This is a genomic window from Variovorax sp. F042, assembly GCF_057814215.1.
This window is the reverse complement of sequence record NZ_JBVASX010000001.1, coordinates 946,512-968,235: the sequence shown is the minus strand read 5'-3', so window position 1 is coordinate 968,235 and position 21,724 is coordinate 946,512. Positions and strand designations below refer to the sequence as shown.

Below are 21,724 nucleotides of genomic sequence, written 5' to 3'. Positions count from 1 at the left end.
GGCGTGGCGCCCGGCTGTTGTTGTCCGCGTGTAGACAGCGCGGCATCGAACGAGTTCCGGGCGGTTGTTCATTGCCGCCCGGAATCGATGCACGAATCGACGTTGTGCCGTCAGCGTTTGGGCCGCAGCGACACGATCAGCGAGGGGAAGATGCGCCCGTCGGTGTCGCGCGGCAGCTTCTCGGTCTTGCGCAGGCCGCGTTCGGCGGCCTCGTCCCAGCCCTGCAGGCCGCTCGACTTGCTGAGCTTGACGCCGACGATGGTGCCGTCGGGCGCCAGGTTGACTTCGAACTCCGCGGCCGGGTTGCCGTTCACCATGTCGGCATCGGGGAAGGTGATGTTCGGGCGCACGGCCGCGGCGATGCGGCCGGCGTAGCCGCTCGAGGGGCCCGACGAACGCTGGGCTGTGCCCTTCGAATCGTCGGCACCGCTGGCGCCCGCAAGACCCTGCATGCGCTTGAGCGCGGCGGCACGATCGGCGGCTGCCTGCTTCGCAGCGGCGTCGGCCTTCTTGGCTTCAGCCTGCTTGGCCTCGGCTTCCTGCTGCTTTTTCTGGTCGGCGAGCTTCTGCTGCTGCTCTTTCTTGCGCTGGGCCTCGTCTTCGGCGCGCTGCTTGGCTTCGAGCTCTTTCTTCTTCTGCTGCTGTTGCTGCTCGAGTTCGCGCTCTTTCTGTTCCTTCTGCTCCTTGAGCTTCTTCTCGCGCTCCAGGGCAATGTCGGGCGCCTTCGGCGCGGGTGCGGGCTCGGGCGCCTTCGCCACCGGTGGGGGCGGCGGTGCGGGTGCGGGCGGCGGCGGCGCGGGGGCAGGTGTGGGGGCTTGCGGTGCTTGAAGACGGGGTGCCGCCTGCTGCACCGTGGACGACCACAGCTCCGCGTCGACCGCGCCTTCGTCGGGGTCGCTGCGCCAGCGCACGCCCCATGTCAGCGCGGCAATCAGCAGCGCATGCGCAATGAGGGCCAGCACGACGGCACGCGGCGTGCCGCGCTGCGGCGGCGGCGCGAACTCGGGGCGATCCAGTGCGAGCGACATGCCTTATTTGCCGCCCGTGGTCGTGACCGACAGGCCCACGCGCTCGATGCCGCTGCGCTTGAGCTGGTTCATCGCCTTCACGACGGTTTCGTACTTCACCGACTTGTCGGCGCTGATGACCACCGGGCGCTGGTCGTCGCCGCCCTGGGCCTGCTTGGCCGCGGAGCCGATCTGGGTCATGGGGATCGAGGTGCCGCCCGAGCCGGTGGACGGGTCTTTCTTGATCTGCACTTCGTCTTCGCTCTTGATGACGATCTCGATGGGCTTGTCGGGCTGCTTGTTGGCGCGGTCGACCGAAGGCAGGTTGATCACGCTCGGCGTGATGAGCGGTGCCGTGACCATGAAGATGATCAGCAGCACCAGCATCACGTCGATGAACGGGACCATGTTGATCTCGTTGATCGTCCGGCGGCCGCGGCCCCGGGATGAAACGGCGGGCATGCGCTGCGCCTCCGTTCAGCGGTTGGCCGGAGCCACCGACGATGCGGCGCCGCCAGCCGTCGGATTGGCCGACAGGTTGCGCTGCAGGATGTTGGAGAACTCCTCGATGTAGGTTTCGAGGGCAATGGCGATCTTGTCGATCTCGCGGGCGAAGCGGTTGTAGCCGACAACGGCAGGAATGGCAGCGAACAGGCCGATGGCCGTGGCCACCAGCGCCTCGGCGATGCCAGGCGCTACAGTGGCCAGCGTCACCTGCGCCAGCGCAGCCAGGCCGGTGAAGGCGTGCATGATGCCCCAGACCGTGCCGAACAGGCCGACGTAAGGCGAGACCGAGCCCACGGTGGCCAGGAACGAGAGGTTCTGCTCGGCCGCGTCCAGCTCGCGCTGGAAGCTGGCGCGCATCGCGCGGCGGGCGCCGTCGAGCAGCGTGGGAGCATCGGTCACGTGGCGTTCGCGCAGCTTTTGATATTCGCGCATGCCCGAAGCGAAGATGCGCTCCATGGGGCCGGCGAACTTGGCGTTCTGCGCGGCCGAGGCGAACAGTTCATTGAGGCTGGTGCCCGACCAGAACTCGCGTTCGAAGTCGTCGTTGAGGGCACGCATGCGCCGCAGCGCGAAGTACTTGCGGATGATCGCGGCCCAGCTGGCGATCGAGACGATCACCAGCAGCAGCACGACCAGTTGAACCACGAAGCTCGCATGGAGCAGGAGATTGATGATGGAGAGGTCTTGGTTCATGGCTTGAAAGGTTGTGTCATGGAGCCGCTGTAGCGCTCGAGGGTTCCCGTCACTTGCTTCGGAATGCGTGCGGGACGCAATGTGGCGGCGTCCACCCAGCCGATGCGGATCGTGCCTTCGCACAGCAAGACGGGTGCCGAGGCTCCCGTTCGCTCTTGCTCTGTTTTTGATAGCACTCGCTGACCGATTATCAACGACGCAGTGCCCAATTGTTGAAGATCGGCTGTAACGAGCAGTTCGTCGTCCAGCCGCGAGGGCCGATGGTATTTGAGCTGCGTTTCGCTCACCACGAACTGGCCGCCCGTTTCCTCGCGCAGCTTGCGCTGTTCGACGCCCAGGGAGCGCAGCCATTCGGTGCGACCGCGCTCCATGAACTTCAGGTAGTTGGCGTAGAACACGATGCCGCCGGCGTCGGTGTCTTCCCAGTAGACGCGGATCGGAAACGCGTAGCTCATTGCGCCTGGTTCTCTGCCATGGCCCGCAGGCGTTCGATGGATTCCTGCAGGTGCGCCATCGAACTGGCAGTGGAGAAGCGCACGAACTTGGCCGTCTCGGCTGTGCCGAAATCGCGACCGGGCGTGACGGCGACGTGGGCGCGCTTCATGGTCTCGAAGGCGAAGTCCCAGCTGCCCGAGATGCCGAGCTTTTCGGCGAAGCTCGTGCAGTCGGCCCAGGCGTAGAAGGCGCCGTCGGGCACCACGGGCACGTTCAGGCCCAACGCGTTGAGCTGCGGAATGAACCAGTCGCGGCGCGCCTTGAATTCGGCGCGGCGGCGTTCGTACTCGGCAATGCTCTCGTCCTCGAAGCAGGCCAGCGCCGCGTACTGCGACACCGTGCTCGCGCAGATGAAGAGGTTTTGCGCGAGGCGCTCGACCACCGGCACCAGCACTTCGGGCACCACCAGCCAGCCAAGGCGCCAGCCGGTCATGTTGAAGTACTTGCTGAAGCTGTTGATGCTGATGACGTTGTCGTCGATGGCCAGCGCCGTCTGTCCGAAGGCATCGTCGTACGAGAGGCCGAGGTAGATCTCGTCGATCAGCGTGATGCCGCCGCGCTGCGACACCACCTCGTGGATGCGGCGCAGCTCGTCGGGCGCGATCGAAGTGCCGGTCGGATTCGACGGCGAGGCGAGCAGCACGCCGCGCGTCTTGTCGGTCCAGGCGGCCTCGACCTTGGCGGCCGTGAGCTGGAAGCGCTCTTCGGCGGTGGTCGGCACCAGCACGGCCTTGCCGTCCGCCGCGCTCACGAAGTGGCGGTTGCACGGGTAGCTCGGGTCGGGCATCAGGATCTCGTCGCCGGATTCGATCAGCGCGAGGCAGGCAAGCTGCAGGGCGGCCGAGGCTCCGGCAGTGACGACGATGCGGCGGGCCGGCACGTCGACGTTGAAGCGCTGGCGGTACCAGGCACTGATGCGTTCGCGCAGGTGGTCGAGGCCGGTGGCCTGCGTGTACTGCGTGGCGCCGGCGCGCACGGCGCGGGCTGCGGCTTCCTGCACCAGAGGCGGAGCGGTGAAGTCGGGCTCGCCGATGTTCAGGAAGATCATCGGCCGGTCGGTGTGGGCCACCTGGCGCGCCAATGCACTGGCGGCCTTCGCCACTTCCATCACATAGAAGGGCTCGATGCGCTGCGCGCGCGTCGAAATCCTCATGCCTTTGCTTTCCCCGAAGCGCGGTCTGCTTCCACTTCAAGTGGACGCAACTGCGGCGCCAGGCCGTTGAGCACGGCGTTCACGTACTTGTGTCCGTCGGTGCCGCCGAACTCCTTGGCGAGTTCGATGCACTCGTTGAGCACCACGCGCCACGGCACGTCGGGGCAGTTCTGGAACTCGTACACGCCGATCCACATCACGGCGTGCTCGATGGGCGAGATCTCTTCGAACTTGCGATCGAGCAGGGGGCGGATCAGTGCGTCGAGCTGCTCGGCGCCTTCGATCGAACCGTGCAGCAGCGCGTCGTAGTGCAGCGCATCGGCCTTGTGGAAGCCTGCGAGGTCGCGCGTGAAATGGTCGATGTCGGTCGGGTCGTTGCGGCCCACCAGGTGCTGGTAGAGCGCCTGCAGCGCGAACTCGCGCGCGCGGCTGCGGTTCGACTTGGCCGAAGCCTTGCGCGCGCCCGTGCTGGTGAGGCCGACGCGCGACTGGCGCGGCTTGGCGCCAGCGGGCTTGAGGGGCTTGGAGGTGTCTTCGGTCATGAAAGGGTGGCCAGCAGTTGCGCCATCTCGACCGCCACGCGGGCCGCGTCGCGGCCCTTGTCGGTCTGGCGGGCGATGGCCTGCTCGAGGTTTTCGGTGGTGAGGATCGCGTTGGCGATGGGCAGGCGGTAGTCGAGCGCAATGCGGCTCACGCTCGCGCCCGATTCGTTGGCCACGAGTTCGAAGTGATAGGTTTCGCCGCGGATGATGCAGCCCAGCGCCACCAGCGCGTGGTAGCCGCCGCGTTCGGCGAGCGCCTGCAGCGCCACGGGCACTTCGAGCGCACCGGGAACCTGCAGGTGATGGATGTCGCTGGCAGCCACGCCCAGCGCCTCGAGCTCCGAGAGGCAGGCCGAAGCCAGCGCATCGGTGATGTCGGCGTTGAAGCGCGCCTGCACGATGCCGATGCGCAGGCCTTTGCCGTTGAGCGTTGTCTCGCCCTTGTTTGAACCTTGCATGGTCGTTCAGTCTTTCGTGAGGTAGCCGGCGATTTCGAGCCCGTAGCCCGCCGCCATGCTTGGCATGCGACGCGGCGTGCCCAGCAGATTCATCTTGTGCACGCCGCATTCGCGCAGGATCTGCGCGCCGATGCCGTAGCTGCGCAGGTCCATGCGGCCGCGCTCGGGCGCTTGCGCGGGTCGCGCGGTGCCGTCGAACTGCGCGAGCAGCTCACCGGCGGTTTCGCCGCAGTTCAGCAGCACGGCCACGCCCTTGCCCTCGTTCGCGATGTGCGAAAGGCTGGCGTCGAGGCTCCACGAGTGCAAGGAGCGGTTGATTTCGAGCGCGTCGAGCACCGACAGCGGCTCGTGCACGCGCACCGACACCGTGTCTTCGGGGGCCCACTTGCCGCGTACCAGCGCAAGGTGCACGCCGTGGCTGGGCTTGTCGCGGAAAGCGTGGGCGGTGAAGGCGCCCCAGTTGGTCTGGATCTCGCGGCAGCCGACTTTTTCGACCAGCGACTCGACGCGGCTGCGGTGCTCGATGAGCGCGGCGATGGTGCCGATCTTGAGGCCGTGCTCGGCCGCGAAGATCTGCAGGTCGGGCAAGCGGGCCATGGTGCCGTCTTCGTTCATCACCTCGCAGATCACCGAGGCGGGCGAGCAGCCGGCCATAGCGGCGAGGTCGCAGCCGGCTTCGGTATGGCCGGCGCGCATCAGCACGCCGCCGTCCACTGCCTGCAGCGGGAAGATGTGGCCGGGCTGCACCAGGTCGGCAGCTACGGCGTTGGGTGCCACGGCGGCCTGCACGGTGCGGGCGCGGTCAGCGGCGGAGATGCCGGTGGTCACGCCTTCGGCCGCTTCGATGGAAACGGTGAACGCGGTCGAATGCTTGGCGCCGTTGCGCTGCACCATCGGCGGCAGCTGCAGCCGCTCGCACATCTCGCGCGACAGCGTCAGGCAGATCAGGCCGCGGGCATGGCGCGCCATGAAGTTGATGGCCTCGGGCGTGATGTGGTCGGCCGCGACGACGATGTCGCCTTCGTTCTCTCGGTCTTCCTCGTCGACCAGGATCACCATGCGGCCGGCGGCAAGCTCGGCCACGATTTCCTCGACCGACGAGATCGGGGCTGGGGCGCGCGCGGCGCGGGGAGCGCCGATCGGCGTGACGGAGGCGTTCATTCGGCTGTGTCCTTGGAATACGTGGAAGAGGGGGGCACCAGCACGCCCGCCTGAAGCATGCGCTCCACGTAGCGCGCCACGGTATCGATTTCGAGGTTGACCTTCGAGCCGGCCTTCAGGCCGCCGAGGGAAGTGTTTTCGACGGTGTGCGGGATCAGGTTGATGCTGATCTCGGCGCCGCCTTCGATGTCGTTCACCTTGTTGACGGTGAGGCTCACGCCGTTGACGGTGATCGAGCCCTTGTAGGCGAGGAAGCGGGCCAGCGCGGGCGGTGCCACCACCCGCAGTTCCCAGCTTTCGCCGATGGGCTCGAAGAAGCTCACGGTGCCGATGCCGTCCACATGGCCCGACACGATGTGGCCGCCGAGACGGTCGCTGGCGCGCAGGGCCTTTTCGAGGTTGATGCGGCTGCCCTCGTCGGTCAGGCCCGCGGTCTTGTCGAGGGACTCGGCGGAAATGTCGATGGTGAACTGCTGTCGCTCGGGAGCGAGCGTGGTGACGGTCATGCAGGCGCCGTTGAGCGCGATGCTGTCGCCAAGGCCCACGTCATCGAGATACCCGTCGGGCACCGCAATGCTGAGTCTTTTGCCAAAGGAGGAGGAGGTGCCGAGGTCGTGGATGGCGGCGATGCGCCCCACGCCGGTGATGATTCCGGTGAACATCTCGGCATTTTCGCAGAGAACGAGAGGGGCTTCGGGCTAAACGTCAGAAGGTGTCCCTTCCGGCGACTCGGGCCACGATGCGCAGGTCGGGCCCGATCTGCTCGAAGCCGCGGAATTCGAGGGGAAGAGCGCCCGTCAATTCGGTCAATGCGCCGCCGACGTGGATGCCCGAGGCGATATCCAGCCCGTCGCCGATCAGCTTGGGCGCCAGGTAAATCAACAGCTCGTCGACCAGCCCTTCGCGCAGCAGCGAGCCATTGAGCTTGTGCCCGGCCTCGACATGCAATTCGTTGACTTCGCGGCGGGCGAGATCCTTCAGCATCGCAGCGAGGTCGACCTTGCCCTGCGCATTCGGCAAGTAGGTGACGGTTGCACCGCGCGCCTCCAGCGCGGCGGCCTTCTGTTCGTCCTGCCTGGCGGCGTAGATCCAGACCGCGCGGCCGGGCATGAAGAGCGTCGCAGCCGGGGGCGTCTGCAGCTGGCTGTCGATCACCACGACGCGCGGCTGGCGCGTGGTCTGCACCAGCCGCACGTCGAGGCGCGGGTCGTCTTCCAGCACCGTGCCCACGCCGGTCAGCACTGCGCTGGCGCGAGCCCGCCAGGCATGGCCATCGGCGCGTGCCGGCTCGGAGGTGATCCACTGGCTCACGCCGTTGCGCAGGCCGGTCTTGCCGTCGAGCGAGGCCGCCGCCTTGAGCCGCACCCACGGCGTCTTGCGGACCATCCGGCTGAAGAAGCCGAGGTTGAGCTCCCGAGCCTCATCGGCTCCAGGCCCGACCTCGACCGCCACGCCCGCGGCACGCAGCCGCTCGAAGCCCTGGCCCGAAACCAGCGGGTTGGGATCGGCCATCGCCGCCACGACCCGGCCGATGCCGGCCGCGACCAGGGCATCGCAGCACGGGCCTGTACGGCCGTGATGCGAACAGGGCTCCAGCGTGACCCAGGCCGTCGCGCCGGCGACCGAATTGCCGCGCGCCGCCGCATCGCGCAGCGCCATCACCTCCGCATGCGGACCGCCGACCTGCTGGGTGTGGCCCCTCCCGATCACCGTGCCGTCGGGCGCCACCAGCACGCAGCCGACGCGGGGGTTCGGATCGGTCTCCGGGCCGGCCTGGCGCGCGAGATCCAGGGCCTGAATCATGAAATTCGGATTTTCTTTTGTCATTCTTTTGTTAAATCAATTGCCTTGCAAATGTCAATTTTGAAATCCATTGAAAACAATTCGCCGCCAATCCATTTGTTTTGACCGTCTGTCGCGCAATTGGCGTTATTGGCCGGCCAACGGGAAATCGGAAAAATAGAATTCGCACCCATCGAAATCAGGGAGGAGCGCCCGTCCGGCACACAGGTGCAAGGCGGCGGGCGGCACGACATGGACAACAACGGATTCTGCGCGTCCGAACGAGGCTTCACGCTCATCGAGATGATGGTCGTGATCGTACTGATGGCCGTGATGCTGGGAATGGCGCTGCCGAGTTTCAACGGCCTCGTCGAACGGTATCGGGTCGAAGCCATGGCCAAGGCGCTGATGGCGAGCATCGCCGATGCCCGCGCCGAGGCGGCTCGCCGAGGGGTGAAGGTGACCATGCAGCAGCGCACGGGGTGCCAGGGCCGGGACTGGAGCTGCGGCTGGGAGACGCTGGTCGGAAGCGGCGACGCCGCCGAAATCCTCAAGCGCCAGGACCCCGACGGCCGTGTCTCCATCGAGAAGGGCGCGGCTGGCGCCATGTCGTTCGACCCCATGGGCTACTCGACCGGCGCGGGCCGTTTTCGCCTTCGTCCGGCCGACAGCGCCGATTCATCCAACATCGTTGCGGTATGCCTCGCGCTCGGCGGGCGCGTACGGCTGGGGAAGGGAGACGGCTCGTGCTGATGCAGCGTCTTTGCGTTCGCCGGCGGCATCGGGTGCAGTCGGGCTTCTCGATGATCGAAGCGCTGGTCGCGCTGCTCGTGCTCTCGCTGGGCCTGCTGGCGCTGGCCGGTTTCCAGGTTCGCGTGCTGGTCGACAGCGTCGGCGCAAGCAACCAGAACTTCGCAATGCAGCTGGCCGGCGACATGGCCGATCGCATCCGTGCCAATCCCGCAGCAGCGGCGGCGAAGCCCAGCCGGTACGTGTCAGACTGGTCGGCTGCAGCAGCCGACCGGCCCAGCCCTTCTTGCGAGGGGGGCAGGGCGGCCTGCAACGCCGCCGAACTCGCGGCGCACGATCTGTGGAGCTGGAAGCGCGCGATAGCTGCCGCCTTGCCCGGCGGGGTGGCCGACGTGAGGGCCAGCGCGACGGCGGGCGGCATGCTGTTCATGCACGTTGCCTGGGACGAGCCGGCGGTGCTCAACCCCATCGCACCCGACCCGAACTGGCAGTGCCCCACGGGAAAGGCCTGCCTCGAAGTCGCCGTCGCGGTGCCGCAGCCATGAAGCGCCGAACGCCATCCGGCTTCACGCTGGTCGAGTTCCTCGTCGCGCTGGTCGTCGGCATGCTGATCGTGCTGGCCGCGATCGCGGCCATGCTCGGCACGCGCAGCGCCGCCATGACCGGCGACGACGTCAACACGCTCAACCAGTCCTCGGCGCTGGCCTTCAGGATGCTGGGCCAGCAGATACGGCAGGCCGGCTACATCCCCATCGATCCCACTGAGCCGCTCTACTACTTCAACGTCAGTGCCGACCGGGGCACCAACCTGAACGACGAGCGGGCTTTCTTCGCGATCAAGGGCGTGGAGTCTGCGGGAGGCTCCGCCAATGACAAGCTGAAGCTGGGCTATGCACCGAACCCCGACTATTTCAAGGACTGCCTGGGTCAGGAGCCAGGGCGGTCTTCGGGCGGCGAATACGACAGGGCCGCCCCCGAAGCGCAGGGCAACGCGCGGCTCATCACCAGCGAGTTCTCCGTGTCGGACGGCGTGCTCAGGTGCCGGGGCAGCGGCAATACGACCCCGCAGCCGGTCATCGACGGTGTGGAGCGTTTCGACGTCATGTATGGGGTCAGCGCCACATCCGGAAGCCGGCAGGTGGTGCGCTACGTGACGGCCGACGACGTCGATGAGGGCTTCCGCGACGTCCGCACGGTTCGCATCTGCATGCAACTCGCAGGCACCTCCAGGAGCAACCCTGCAGGCAGCCATGTCGACTGCGACGGGGTCTCGAAGACGAGCGGCGACGGCAGGCTGCGGCGCGTCTACACGGCAGTGTTCTCGCTGCGAAACGACCTGGGGGCGTTGTGAGCACGGCGAAGGCGACAGGTCCCGCCCGCAGGCTGGCCGGCGAACTGCCGGCGCAGCATGGCTTCACGCTGTTCATCGTGATGATCATGCTGCTGCTTTCGGCCCTGCTGCTGATCGGTGGCGCGCGCACCGCGGTGCTTCTCGAGTCGATGGCGGGCAACCAGCGCGAATACCAGCGCGCCTTCGAGGCTGCCGAGGCAGCGCTGCTGGATGCGGAGCGCGACATCCGGCAACTGGTCTTCGATTCCGCGAGCAAGACCTACGTGGCGTGTTCGGCACTTGCCGCGGCGCGCTGCCGCAAGGCAGAAGACGGCCGCGTCTTTCCCGACCGGGATACGGGCTGGGTCACCGCCTACATGAACGACGGCCCCAACAGCTGCGAGCGGGGCATCTGCTATTTCTCCGAACCCGATTCGGTCGCCGCCGCCGCCGGCAGCGAGGCCTACCGCTTCTGGCGCGGCGATGCCTACAAGGCCGAGTACGCCAGGTACGGCGAGTTCACCGGAGCGCCCAGTGCCGGCAGTCCGGCGCTGCGCGGCGCCAGGTACTGGATCGAGGTGATCGATCGAAGGAACAGCAAATACCCGCTGTATCGCATCACGGCGACTGCCACGGGAGCGCGCAGCGGCACCGGCAAAGGGGATGCGACGAAGGTCGAGCTGCAGGTGTCCTTCGATCCGGACCCGGTCTCCGGGGTGAACTGAATATAGGGAGAGAAAGAGATGAGGATCAGGAAGCTGCCGGGACGCGCCGTCGTGTCCGGCCTGGTGCTGGCACAGACCGTCGTGCACGCCGCGCAGTATCCGCTGGCGCAGGTGCCGCGAAATGCCGCGGTCGCGGAGCCGGCGCCGAACGTGATCGTTTCCGTCGACAACTCCGGAAGCATGTACGGCAGCGGTATGGCTGCCCTGCAGGCTGCTCTCAGGGAGAACTTCTCCGAGGCTAACATTCCCGATCACCGCATCCGCCTCGCTTGGCAGGCGCTGAACGACGATCGCAGTGATCGCAACTGCGCTGCATTCAGAAGCGCCGCGCTTCCTTGCAGGATCGGCGGACGTGTCAACGCGAACCTGATGCGTTCGCTGGACCGGACTCACCGCGCCAATTTCATGGCCTGGGTCAATGCCGTTCAGGCGACGGGGGGCACGCCTCTTCACGAAATGATGACCCGTGCCGGCGAGTACATGCAGATCACCGGCCAGCACAGCCCCTTCTCGGATGATCCGGGTGTGGCCGGAGCCCCGCAGTCGGGTTGCCGCAGGTCGTTCCACATCTTCATGACAGATGGCGACTACTGGCCTCCCTCGGGGTTGGAGAGCTTCATGCCCATCGTCGCCAACGAAGACGGCACGCACCGGCGGCTCCCGGACGGCACCCTCTACGCGCCGCACGCACCCTATGCCGACAACTTCGGGAGGATGAAGCGCCCGACGCTCGCTGACTTGACCTTCGAGTACTGGGCCCGCGATCTGCAACCAGGCGTGCCGAACAACCTGAAGAAGATCATTGCCGAACCGGGCGATGTGACAGTGGGGCGTGCCAAGGTTCCCGAGTACTGGAATCCCAAGAATGATCCGGCCACCTGGCAGCACCTGACGACCCACTTCATCGGGTTCGGTGCTGCGGGTGACTGGTGGTCGCGACCGAAAATCTCGACGACTGCATTGCACCCCACCTACAGCGGAGACTATGCCGGCGTGGTCGACGGCTCGATCCAATGGCTGGATCCGTTCAGTGGCAATGCACGCATGGACCTCTGGCATGCCGCCCTGAACAGCCGTGGCACGTTCACGCCGGCTTCCAATGCCAAAGCCCTGAGCAGCGCCTTCAAATCCATCCTTGGACAGGTCCTGGTCAACACCGGCACCCCGCTGACCTCCATTTCCGCCAGCGCTTCCCGAGTCTCGACAGGCACCTCCGTCTATCAGGCCGGCTACGACACGGCCGACTGGTCCGGCAGACTCAGCGCCACGAAGTTCGGCACCGACGGCAGGCTTGCTGCCAAAGCCGACTGGTCGGCGCGCGACCTGCTCGATACCCGCATGGCAAGCACTGGCGCACACGACCGGGACCGCGTTGTACTCAGCTTCTCCGGCACCACGGCTGCGTCGGCGGGCCGCGCAGCGACCACCGGCGCGGGCGTGCCGTTCAGGTGGGCCCACTTGGGCGACGCGCAGAGGGCCGCGCTCAAGGCCAGCACCGACACCGACGCCGAGAGCACCGCCCTCGGCCGGGCCGTGCTCGACTTCCTGCGCGGCGACCGCAGCAACGAGGGCGCCGGCCGCCAGTTCCGCAAGCGCGGCCATGTGCTCGGCGACATCGTGGGCTCCAGCGTCTGGTACGCGGGACAGCCGAAGAGTGGCTTCACTGGCAACGCCTATGCGGCGTTCGCGGCCATCCCCCGCGCGCCGATGGTCTATGTCGGCGCCAACGACGGCATGTTGCATGCTTTCAACGCGAGCTCCGGCAAGGAGGCGTTCGCCTACGTGCCCGAAGGCCTCTACGGCACGGCGGCGGCGCCGAATCTCAAGCGGCTCAGCGAAGGCGGCTACACCCACCGGTACTACGTCGACGGCAGTGCCTTCGTCGCCGACATCTACATGGGGCCGACATCCTCGGCCAAGACGACCGACGAGCAGAAGGCGGCGAACTGGAAGTCTTTGCTCGTGGGCACGCTGGGCGCGGGTGGCAAAGGCTACTTCGTGCTCGACGCCACCAGGCCCGAGAGCGTCGACGAGGGCAAGGCCGCCAGCGTCGCGCTGATCGACACGACCGCGCTTGCGGACGACGACCTGGGCCATCAGTTCCAGCAGCCTGCGCTCGATTCCTTCTCGGGGCGGGCGCTGCAGGTCGCCCAGTTGAGCAACGACCGAAAGGCCCTGATCCTGGGCAACGGCTACAACAGCAAGAGCGAGAAGGCGGTGCTGTGGATCCAGTATCTCGATGGCGACAAGGCGGTGCTCAAGATTCCGGCGCCGGTCACGCAGGAGAAGGACACGGGCAACGGCCTGTCCGCGCCACGTCCGGTGGACCTCAATGGCGATGGCAAGGTCGACCTTGTCTACGCCGGAGACCTGCTCGGCAATCTCTGGAAGTTCGACCTCGGCGGCACCGACAGCCGTCAGTGGAAAGCCACGATGGGGCCTCTCAGCTCGAATCGTCCGGCCGCAACCGGGGCCGCGACCCCGTCCGGCCTCGACAACAAGCCGCTGTTCGCGGCCGGCGCCAGCCAGCCGATCACGACGGCGCCGGTGGTTGTGGGGCATCCGCGCGGTGGCTACATGGTGGTGTTCGGCACCGGTCGGCTGTTCGCCTCCGGCGACGAGCGCTCGACCGCCGACCAGTACCTGTACGGCATCTGGGACCCGGTCAACGGAAGCTCGAGCACCGCGACGAGGAACGACCTCGTGGTGCAGACCATCGGCGCCACACCGGTCGAGGAGGGCGATGCCGAGTTGCGCACCGTCTCCCACAACGCCGTGAGCTACACCGGCTCGGAGGCCAAGCGCGGCTGGCACCTGAAGCTGCCTGCGTCGGGAGAGCGTGTCGTCTATCCGGGTGATGTGCTGACCAGCGGCATCGGGCTGTTCTCGAGCACCATTCCCGGCTCAGTCAGCAATTCGGTCACCTGCACCGCCGGAACGGGCGACGACGGCTGGTCGCTGGTAATCGACTTCTTCAGCGGCTCGGCGCCCGAGGGCATTGCGTATTCCACTTCCGGCGCGGTGGGGGCCTATGCCGGCTTCCGGAATCGCTCCGGCAAGGACGACATGGTTCTTCAGCCGAAGAACAAGGAAAAGGGCAAAGACGTGATCTGCAATGCCGCCGGAGAGTGCAAGACGTTGACACGGCCCGACGTCGTGCGCCGCTTCGGCTGGCGCAGCCTGATGTCGACCGACTGAAGGGAGGAGAACCATGAAAAAGCAATCCAGGACACAGACTGGTAGACGGGGCCGCTCGCGCGGCTTCACGCTGATCGAACTCATGATCGTGACGACGGTGATCGGCATCCTCGCCGCCATCGCCTACCCGAACTACACGCGCTACGTGCTGCGGGCCAAGCGCGCCGATGCCAAACAACAGTTGTTGCAGGCGGCGCAGTGGACCGAGCGCTACATGACCGCCAACGGACGCTATCCGCCGACGACCGTCGCGCTGCCGGCCGGACTGGGGCAGTCGCCGTCGTCCGGCACGGCGAACTATTCCATCAGCTATGTCGCAAGAAACGAGACCAGCTACACCTTGCAAGCCGTTCCAGCGGGGGCTTCGCGCAATGACGAGTGCGGAACCCTCACGGTCAACCAGCTGGGCGTCAAGCTGGCGGGCAGCAGCACCGACGCTTCGAGTGCGCTGGTGCAGCTTTGCTGGAACCGTTGAGGTGCCTGTGAGAGTACGGCCGTTGCCGACGCGGCTCAGATGTCGCGCAGCAACTGCCTGAACTCGTCCACGTCCTCGAAGCTGCGGTACACCGAGGCAAAGCGCACGTAGGCGACCTTGTCGAGCTTCTTGAGTTCGCGCATGACGAGTTCGCCGACCTTGGTCGAGTCGATTTCGCGCAGGCCGCTGGCCAGCAGCTTCTGCTCGATGCGCAGCAGGGCGTTGTCGATCTGCTCGATGCTCACCGGGCGCTTGCGCAGCGCCAGCATCATGGAGGCGCGAACCTTGGTCGAGTCGAAGTCGGCGCGGCTGCCGTCCTTCTTCACGACCACGGGAAAGTTGACGTCGGGCCGCTCGTAGGTGGTGAAGCGCTTGTCGCAGGCGCTGCACTGGCGGCGCCTGCGGACAAAGTCGGCGTCTTCCGAAACGCGGGTCTCGACGACCTGCGTTTCAAGATGACCGCAAAAAGGGCATTTCATGCGGTCAGGTCTTCTTGCTCGGAATCAGCGGTAGACAGGGAAGCGGCTCGTCAGCGCGTGAACCTTGGCGCGCACGGCGTCGATGTTCGCCGCGTCGCGCGGGTTCTCGAGCACGTCGGCGATCAGGTTTGCGGTGATTCGGGCCTCTTCGTCCTTGAAGCCGCGGGTGGTCATGGCGGGGGTGCCGATGCGCACGCCGCTGGTGACCATCGGCTTTTCCGGGTCGTTGGGGATCGCGTTCTTGTTGATCGTCATGTGGGCGCTGCCCAGCACGGCTTCGGCTTCCTTGCCGGTGATGCCCTTGGCGCGCAGGTCGACCAGCATCACGTGGCTTTCGGTGCGTCCGCTCACGATGCGCAGGCCGCGCTGGGTGAGGGTGTCGGCCACGATCTGGGCGTTCTTGACCACCTGTTGCTGGTAAGCCTTGAACTCGGGCGCCATGGCTTCCTTGAACGCGACGGCCTTGGCGGCGATCACGTGCATCAGCGGGCCGCCTTGCAGGCCGGGGAAGATGGCGCTGTTGATTGCTTTCTCGTGCTGCGACTTCATCAGGATGATGCCGCCGCGCGGGCCGCGCAGGCTCTTGTGGGTGGTGGAGGTGACCACGTCGGCATGCGGCACCGGGTTGGGGTACACGCCCGCGGCCACGAGGCCTGCGTAGTGGGCGATGTCGACCATGAAGATCGCGCCGACGTCCTTGGCCACCTTGGCGAAGCGCTCGAAATCGATGCGCAGCGAATACGCCGAGGCGCCCGCGATGATGAGCTTGGGCATGTGCTCGTGCGCCTTGCGTTCCATCGCGTCGTAGTCGATGGCTTCGTTGGCGTCCAGGCCGTAGCTCACGACGTTGAACCACTTGCCGCTCATATTGAGAGGCATGCCGTGGGTCAGGTGGCCGCCTTCGGCCAGGCTCATGCCCATGATGGTGTCGCCGGGCTTCAGGAAGGCGAGCATCACGGCTTCGTTGGCCGAGGCGCCGCAATGCGGCTGCACGTTGGCGGCGTCGGCGCCGAAGATCTGCTTGACGCGGTCGATGGCCAGCTGCTCGGCCACGTCGACGTGCTCGCAGCCGCCGTAGTAGCGCTTGCCCGGATAGCCTTCGGCGTACTTATTAGTGAGCTGCGAGCCCTGGGCAGCCATGACGGCCGGCGAGGCGTAGTTCTCGCTGGCGATCAGCTCGATGTGATGTTCCTGGCGCGCGTTTTCGGCTTGAATCGCGGCCCAGATTTCGGGATCGGTCTGTTCGACCAGGATGTTGCGTTGGTACATGGCAGTCCTTTGAAGACGAGGTCCTTGTTCTTCAACCAAACAAGGGCTGCCCAGGCGAACGGCTGAACGCCTGTTGTGGTCAGGCGGTACGCTTCCCAGTGGTATTCCACGTCAGCGCGTGGCACCGTGTTCGGGTGCTGCGCCTATCGCCAGTCGCGTACCCGCCGAGTGTAGCTTACACCCGGCCCGAAACCTCTTCAGGAAACGGAGGAGAGCAGGGCCACCTTGGCCGGCTCAGTGCGTTCTTCGGCAGGCTTGGGCGGTGTTGCCACAGGGATCGGCTGCGGACGCACGGTTGGCGGCGTGACCGTCGACGGCGCGCGGCCGTTGGCCACCTGCAGCAGGCGTTCGTGCTCGGCCATCACCTTGGCGGCGTAGCCGCCGTCGTCCTCGAGGTTGGCCGCGCCCACGTAGTAGCGCAGGCCGCCTTCGAGGGAGCCGGCGCGCGAGATGCATTCCTGCAGCACCTTGACGCCGACGCGCATGTTGGTCACCGGGTCGAAGGCGGTGAGCGTGCCGCCCGCGCTTTCGTACTTGTCGCCGTGCACGCGGGTCATGACCTGCATGAGGCCTTGCGCGCCGACCTGGCTCTGGGCGAACGGGTTGAAGCTGGATTCGACGGCCATGATCGCGAGGATCAGGGTCGGGTCGATCTTCGTGCGCTTGCCGATGCCATAGGCCTCGGCCACGAGCACGCTCAGCGGCTCGGCGGCCACGCGGTACTTCTTGCTCAGCCAGTAAGCCACGGCGGCCTGCTGCTTGGGCAGGTCGGCGGGGCTCGCGGCCGTGGTGCGCTCGATGGCGGTGGGCTCGAGATCGGTGACTTCAGGCGCAGGCTTGCGCGACTGCAGCCAGCCCATCAGTTGTTCCTCGCCGGTCTTGCGCAGGTCGGGCCGCGCCACGAGGGCGAGGGCCGCGAACACAATGGCCAGGCCGACCAGTGCAAACCCGTTGTGGGTGATTTCAAAAAAGCCGTCTGCCACATCGGACACGAAGGTCCTTAGCCCGCGGGCCGTGACATCAAACGCCTTGTTCATCGCTCTTCCTTTCTGTGCGGCACCCGAGTCGCAACGCCACGGAAGGCGATGGATGAAGGCAGCGGCGCTTGGATTGGTACGAATCAGGCTCCGCGCATGGAGTGAAGGGGGTTAGGGGCGCGGCGACCTGATCAAGCCGGGGGAGTTCGGCAGCGGATTCAGGGTGGCTCTGCCGCGTCGGGCGATCAGAGCAGGGCGGATTCTAGCGTGGCTAAATACCCGGTCAAGCATAAGGACTTGCTTCGTTATGCTAATAGTTGTTTAAAAAAGTTGCCGTTTCGAGGCGTTTCGGCTTAGGGGAAATCCCTTTGTAAAACGCGTTTGCAATCCGAGGGTGCGACGCCTAATCTGGACGGGCCTGAGCTTTTCAGGTGTTTTTCCGAGGTCCGGCAGCCCGAGGTGCAAGTCAAGGGTTCAGCGTCCGAGGATCCACGGTGGCAATCTCTTGCTGCCAGCACGGCAGGAACCATTGACTTCCGGTCGCGCGAATCGATGGCATGGGTTTTGTGCCCGCCATCAAGCCCGGTGACTAGACACTCCGTCGAATCACCGGGCTTTCTTTTGGCTTGCCCCCAGGCCGCGCGCACTTCGTGTCGCTTCTCCTACCCCCTGCCGGGGGCAACACTTGAGGCCCGGCAAAGCCGGTTCCTCGGTGTTTCTGGCATTTCTTCCGGAGGTGGGCTTGCGTCCTTTTTGCGTACCTCGCGTTGCCGCTTGTTTGCGGCACACTCTGGCGATGGACGTAGCTTCGATCAAACAAAACAAATGGGTGCGACGTGGGATCGTCGCGGTGCTGGTTCTGTTGGCCTTCTGGGTCATTGCCTGGCTGGCGGTGCCGCCGATTGCCAAGAGCCAGCTTCAGAAGATCGCAAGCGAGAAGCTGGGGCGGCAGGTAACAGTCGGCAAGATCGATTTCAAGCCCTGGACGCTCGAACTCACGCTGAACGACCTGCGCATTGCCACCGCGGATGGCAGCAAGTCGCAGGTGGCCATCAACCGCATCTACGCCGACGCCGAACTGCAGTCGATCTTCCGGCTCGCACCAGTGATCGACGCGGTCACGGTCGACGGGCCTGCAATCCTGCTCACGCACCAGGCCGACGGCAAATACGACATCGACGACATCCTTGCCAAGCTCTCGGCTGGCCCGCCGCCCGACCCGAACGCCAAGCCGGCGCGCTTTGCCATCTACAACATCGCAATCAATGGCGGCTCGGTCGACTTCGACGACCAGACCGTCAAGCGCAAGCACGAGCTGCGCGACTTCGTGCTCAAGGTGCCCTTCCTGAGCAACCTCGATTCCAAGCGCGACATCAACACCGAGCCCAAGCTCGCCTTCGCGCTCAACGGCAGCAAATTCGACTCGGCGGCTTTCACCACACCCTTCTCCGACAACCGCAAGACCGACGCCCACGTGCAGTTCAAGGGGCTGGACCTCGTGCCGTACCTTGGCTACATCCCGGGCGGCCTGCCGGTGAAACTCCAGGCAGGCAGCCTCGATGCCGACCTGAAGATCGGCTTCGAGCAAGCCGCGACCACCGGGCTGAAGATCACCGGCACGGTCGAGGCGCATGCCACCAAGGTGGCCGATGCGCGTGGCCGCGACCTGCTGGCCTTCGATTCGCTCAAGCTGGCATTGGCCGACGTGCGCCCGTTGGAGTCGGTGTTTCATCTGAGCGAAGTCGCGCTGGTCAAGCCGCAACTGGCGGTGGCGCGCGACGCGGCCGGAAAGCTCAATCTGCTGGCCACCGACCCGGCCACCGGCGCGACCGAGAAGGTCGCGTCACCGCCCGCCGCGGCAGCGAGCGCACCGGCCGGCAAGCCGGCACCAAAGCCCGTTCTGAAGGTGCAGGTCGACAAGGTGGCCCTGAACGGCGGGCGCATCGGCTGGCGCGACGAAACCGTCAATCCCGCTGCCGCCGTCGACGTGACCGACCTCGGCATCGACGTCACCGGCGTCACCTGGCCGATGGAAAAGCCGGCAGAGTTCAATGGCAGCACGGCCATTGCCGGCGCCTCGCTCAAGTTCAAGGGCAGCGCTACAGACAAGGTGGCCGACGTGCAGACCGAGGTCGACGCGCTGCCGCTGTCGCTGGCCGCGCCTTACCTGGCGCAGAGCCTGGAGCCCACGCTGGATGGCAAGCTCAGCGGGCAGATCGACATCGCCTGGGCCCAGCCCGATCTCAAGTTCAAGGCGCGCCGCCTGGCCGCTGACGGGCTTGCGCTGACGCAGGCCAAGACCGCACTGGCCAGCGTCGGCCGCTTCGAACTGGTCGACGCCGAGGTCGATATGACGAAGCACACATTGAATGTGGCCTCGTTCACCGCGACCAACCCCAAGGTGCGCGTGGAGCGCGACAGCGAGAAACGCTGGATGTTCGAGCGCTGGCTCAAGACGCCGGCCGGCGGCGGCACCAAGGAAGCCGAAGCGAAGGTCGCTGCCCCCAAGCCTGCGGCTGCCGAAACGCCGCAGCCCGGCGCCAACACCAAGCCCTGGGCGCTGACCATCGGCACGCTGGCGGTCGACAACGGCGCGCTCTCCTATGCGGACAAGGCCGGCGCGAACCCGGTGACCGTGGAAGTCACTGCCTTCAAGCTCCACGCCCAGAAGATCGCGCCCGACACCAATACGACCTCGCCGCTCGAAGTTTCCGGCCGCATCGGTTCAGGGCGCTCCGACCCGGGGCGCTTCGACTACAAGGGCAATGTCGTGCTCAAGCCGCTCGCGGCCGAGGGCCGGCTGGAGGTGGTGTCGTTCCCCGCCCATACCTTCAAGGCCTACTACGCGGATGCGCTCAACGTCGACATCCGCCGCGCCTTCGCGAGCTATCGCGGCACGGTGCGCTATGCGACGTTGCCGGCGGGCATGAGCATCAAGCTGTCGGGCGACACCGCACTCGACGACTTCCGCGCCAACAGTGTCTCGCTCACCCAGTCGCCCGGCTTCGACCGCAACACCAACCAGCTGCTGAGCTGGAAGACGCTGAGCCTGCGCGGCCTGCAGGTCAGCATGGCGCCCAACGCGCCGCCGAACGTGGACGTGCGCGAGACCACGCTGACCGACTTCTTCGCCCGCGTGATCATCGACCCCACCGGCCGGCTCAACCTGCTGAACCTGACCAAGAAGGGCGAGGCACAAGCCAACGCCGCCACTGCGGCAGCGGGCGAAGCCTCCACCCGCAAGGGCCCGGGCGGCACGACCACCACGACACGAGCCGTGCCGGCGAGGCCTTCGGGCGGCGCACCGGTGTCGGCCGAAAACATGGTCGGGGGAGCGCCCGAGCCGGCCAAGCCGGTGGCAGCCGCCGCGCCAGTCGCCACCGCGCAGGCGGACAGCGGCCCCGCGCCCGTCATCAACTTCGGCCCGATGAGCCTGGTCAACGGCAAGATCGACTTCACTGACCTGTTCGTCAAGCCCAACTACTCGGCCGACCTCAGCGAGCTGACCGGCAAGCTCAGCTCGTTCTCGTCGAACCCGCCGAAGGGTGAGAGCGGCCGGCCCGCGCTGGCCGACCTCGAATTGCGCGGCAAGGCGCAGCAGACAGCCGCGCTGGAAATCACCGGCAAGCTCAACCCGCTGGCCAAACCGCTCGAACTCGACATCACCGCCAAGATGCGCGATCTCGACCTGGCCCCGCTGTCGCCGTACTCGGTGCGCTACGCTGGCCACGGCATCGAGCGCGGCAAGATGAGCATGGACGTCAACTACAAGGTCGCGCCCGATGGCCAGCTGACGGCCACCAACAAGCTGGTGCTCAACCAGCTGCAGTTCGGCGACGAGGTGGCGGGCGCGCCTGCCAGCCTCCCGGTGAAGCTGGCCGTGGCCCTGCTGGCCGACCGCAACGGCGTGATCGACGTCGACCTGCCGCTCAGCGGCTCGCTCAACGATCCACAGTTCAGCGTCGGCCCGCTGATCTGGAAGGCCGTGGTCAACCTGATCGTCAAGGCCGTGACGGCACCGTTCAGCCTGCTTACCGGTGGTTTGGGCGGCGGCAGCGGTGAATCGAGTGCCATCACCTTCGAGCCCGGCAGTTCCGAGCTGAGCGCCGCCGCGAAAGAAGGCCTGGACAAGGTCGCGAAGGCGCTGACCGACCGGACCACGCTGCAGATGACGGTGATCGGCACTTCCAGCCTCGAGAAGGAGCGCGACGCCTACCAGCGCCAGCGCGTGCGCCAGCTCGCCTACGCCGAGAAGCGCCGCGTTGCGGTGCGCGGCGGCCAGACCGGCACCGACGTGCCACCCGTCACCGACGCCGAATACCCCGAACTGCTGACCGCCGTGTACAAGCGCGCGGACATCACCAAGCCGCGCAACCTCGTCGGCCTGGCCAAAGACCTGCCCGTGCCGGACATGGAAAAACTGCTGTTCGCCAGCGTGCCGGTCGACGAGGAGTCGATGCGCCAGCTGGCGGTCGAGCGCGGCGCGGCCGTGCGCGACTACCTGCTCGCGAAGAAGCTGCCGAGCGAGCGCCTCTTCCTGGGAGCCGTGCGCACAAGTGCCAGCGGCAGCGACTGGAAGCCGGGCGCCGAGCTCAGCCTGACCATGAAGTGAGGCGCGACGACCCGATCAGGATCCGGTCCGCGGACTTGGTTTTTTTCTCCAGCTTGCTATATATGTAGTCCGTTAACCTCCACGCCCACAACCCCGCGTACGCCACCGTTT

General features: G+C 66.3%; 21 protein-coding genes and 1 riboswitch. Of the genes, 7 read left to right on the top strand and 14 right to left on the bottom strand.

Going from position 1 to position 21,724, the window contains the following annotated elements:
- Positions 1–110: 110 nt before the first annotated feature.
- From tolA to ACZYSP_RS04620, 11 genes are read right to left on the bottom strand one after another with little or no spacing between them, the layout of a single operon-like run.
- On the bottom strand, positions 111–1,028 hold the full coding sequence (tolA, locus tag ACZYSP_RS04670) for a cell envelope integrity protein TolA (RefSeq protein WP_093073645.1): 918 nt from the start codon (positions 1,026–1,028) through the stop codon (positions 111–113).
- A gap of 3 nt (positions 1,029–1,031) precedes the next feature.
- Positions 1,032–1,469, bottom strand: coding sequence for an ExbD/TolR family protein (locus ACZYSP_RS04665; protein WP_093055930.1), 438 nt, complete (start codon positions 1,467–1,469; stop codon positions 1,032–1,034).
- Between the two features lie 15 nt (positions 1,470–1,484).
- Positions 1,485–2,207: a protein TolQ gene (gene tolQ / locus ACZYSP_RS04660; RefSeq protein WP_093055932.1), complete on the bottom strand. Its 723-nt coding sequence runs from the start codon at positions 2,205–2,207 to the stop codon at positions 1,485–1,487.
- The gene (gene ybgC, locus ACZYSP_RS04655) at positions 2,204–2,662 is read right to left on the bottom strand and encodes a tol-pal system-associated acyl-CoA thioesterase (RefSeq protein WP_093055934.1); all 459 of its coding nucleotides are present in this window, start codon (positions 2,660–2,662) and stop codon (positions 2,204–2,206) included. The genes tolQ and ybgC overlap by 4 nt, the downstream gene beginning before the upstream one ends.
- Positions 2,659–3,855 carry a pyridoxal phosphate-dependent aminotransferase gene (locus tag ACZYSP_RS04650; protein ID WP_093073647.1) on the bottom strand — a complete coding sequence of 399 codons (1,197 nt, stop codon included), beginning with the start codon at positions 3,853–3,855 and terminating at the stop codon, positions 2,659–2,661. Before ACZYSP_RS04650 ends, ybgC begins: the two co-directional genes overlap by 4 nt.
- Positions 3,852–4,397, bottom strand: a complete 546-nt coding sequence (gene nusB / locus ACZYSP_RS04645) for a transcription antitermination factor NusB (RefSeq protein ID WP_007837974.1) — start codon at positions 4,395–4,397, stop codon at positions 3,852–3,854. The genes ACZYSP_RS04650 and nusB overlap by 4 nt, the downstream gene beginning before the upstream one ends.
- The gene (gene ribH, locus ACZYSP_RS04640; RefSeq protein ID WP_093055938.1) at positions 4,394–4,855 is read right to left on the bottom strand and encodes a 6,7-dimethyl-8-ribityllumazine synthase; all 462 of its coding nucleotides are present in this window, start codon (positions 4,853–4,855) and stop codon (positions 4,394–4,396) included. Before ribH ends, nusB begins: the two co-directional genes overlap by 4 nt.
- Before the next feature lie 6 nt (positions 4,856–4,861).
- Positions 4,862–6,016, bottom strand: a complete 1,155-nt coding sequence (gene ribBA / locus ACZYSP_RS04635) for a bifunctional 3,4-dihydroxy-2-butanone-4-phosphate synthase/GTP cyclohydrolase II (RefSeq protein ID WP_093073649.1) — start codon at positions 6,014–6,016, stop codon at positions 4,862–4,864.
- Entirely contained in the window at positions 6,013–6,678 is a 666-nt protein-coding gene (locus tag ACZYSP_RS04630) for a riboflavin synthase (protein ID WP_093073651.1), read from the bottom strand. Before ACZYSP_RS04630 ends, ribBA begins: the two co-directional genes overlap by 4 nt.
- Positions 6,679–6,721: 43 nt before the next feature.
- Complete coding sequence (gene ribD, locus ACZYSP_RS04625; RefSeq protein ID WP_436318303.1) at positions 6,722–7,843, bottom strand: bifunctional diaminohydroxyphosphoribosylaminopyrimidine deaminase/5-amino-6-(5-phosphoribosylamino)uracil reductase RibD; 1,122 nt, start codon at positions 7,841–7,843, stop codon at positions 6,722–6,724.
- Positions 7,840–7,992, bottom strand: a complete 153-nt coding sequence (locus ACZYSP_RS04620) for a hypothetical protein (RefSeq protein WP_354336324.1) — start codon at positions 7,990–7,992, stop codon at positions 7,840–7,842. Before ACZYSP_RS04620 ends, ribD begins: the two co-directional genes overlap by 4 nt.
- Before the next feature lie 58 nt (positions 7,993–8,050).
- Between ACZYSP_RS04620 and ACZYSP_RS04615 the strand changes: the two genes are divergently transcribed.
- From ACZYSP_RS04615 to ACZYSP_RS04590, 6 genes are read left to right on the top strand one after another with little or no spacing between them, the layout of a single operon-like run.
- Positions 8,051–8,551, top strand: a complete 501-nt coding sequence (locus ACZYSP_RS04615) for a GspH/FimT family pseudopilin (protein WP_093073655.1) — start codon at positions 8,051–8,053, stop codon at positions 8,549–8,551.
- Entirely contained in the window at positions 8,551–9,093 is a 543-nt protein-coding gene (gene pilV / locus ACZYSP_RS04610) for a type IV pilus modification protein PilV (RefSeq protein WP_177192732.1), read from the top strand. Before ACZYSP_RS04615 ends, pilV begins: the two co-directional genes overlap by 1 nt.
- Positions 9,090–9,899, top strand: coding sequence for a PilW family protein (locus ACZYSP_RS04605; RefSeq protein ID WP_093073659.1), 810 nt, complete (start codon positions 9,090–9,092; stop codon positions 9,897–9,899). The genes pilV and ACZYSP_RS04605 overlap by 4 nt, the downstream gene beginning before the upstream one ends.
- A complete protein-coding gene (locus ACZYSP_RS04600; RefSeq protein WP_093073661.1) occupies positions 9,896–10,603 on the top strand; it encodes a pilus assembly PilX family protein in 708 nt (235 codons plus the stop codon). The genes ACZYSP_RS04605 and ACZYSP_RS04600 overlap by 4 nt, the downstream gene beginning before the upstream one ends.
- Before the next feature lie 18 nt (positions 10,604–10,621).
- On the top strand, positions 10,622–13,801 hold the full coding sequence (locus tag ACZYSP_RS04595) for a pilus assembly protein (RefSeq protein ID WP_489012974.1): 3,180 nt from the start codon (positions 10,622–10,624) through the stop codon (positions 13,799–13,801).
- Between the two features lie 13 nt (positions 13,802–13,814).
- Positions 13,815–14,276 (top strand): type IV pilin protein, encoded by a 462-nt coding sequence (locus ACZYSP_RS04590; protein WP_093073665.1) that lies wholly within the window; start codon positions 13,815–13,817, stop codon positions 14,274–14,276.
- Between the two features lie 35 nt (positions 14,277–14,311).
- Here the strand turns inward: ACZYSP_RS04590 and nrdR are convergent, their stop codons facing one another.
- From nrdR to ACZYSP_RS04575, 3 genes are all read right to left on the bottom strand, one after another.
- On the bottom strand, positions 14,312–14,755 hold the full coding sequence (gene nrdR / locus ACZYSP_RS04585; RefSeq protein ID WP_007836918.1) for a transcriptional regulator NrdR: 444 nt from the start codon (positions 14,753–14,755) through the stop codon (positions 14,312–14,314).
- Between the two features lie 24 nt (positions 14,756–14,779).
- Positions 14,780–16,024: a serine hydroxymethyltransferase gene (gene glyA, locus ACZYSP_RS04580; RefSeq protein WP_093073667.1), complete on the bottom strand. Its 1,245-nt coding sequence runs from the start codon at positions 16,022–16,024 to the stop codon at positions 14,780–14,782.
- A gap of 41 nt (positions 16,025–16,065) precedes the next feature.
- Positions 16,066–16,191, bottom strand: a riboswitch (ZMP/ZTP riboswitch).
- 30 nt (positions 16,192–16,221) lie between these two features.
- A complete protein-coding gene (locus ACZYSP_RS04575; protein WP_093055958.1) occupies positions 16,222–17,061 on the bottom strand; it encodes a lytic transglycosylase domain-containing protein in 840 nt (279 codons plus the stop codon).
- A 736-nt stretch (positions 17,062–17,797) separates the two neighbouring features.
- On the opposite strand from ACZYSP_RS04575, the gene ACZYSP_RS04570 reads away from it, so the two are divergent.
- Positions 17,798–21,613, top strand: coding sequence for a DUF748 domain-containing protein (locus tag ACZYSP_RS04570; RefSeq protein WP_093073669.1), 3,816 nt, complete (start codon positions 17,798–17,800; stop codon positions 21,611–21,613).
- Positions 21,614–21,724 lie beyond the last annotated feature (111 nt).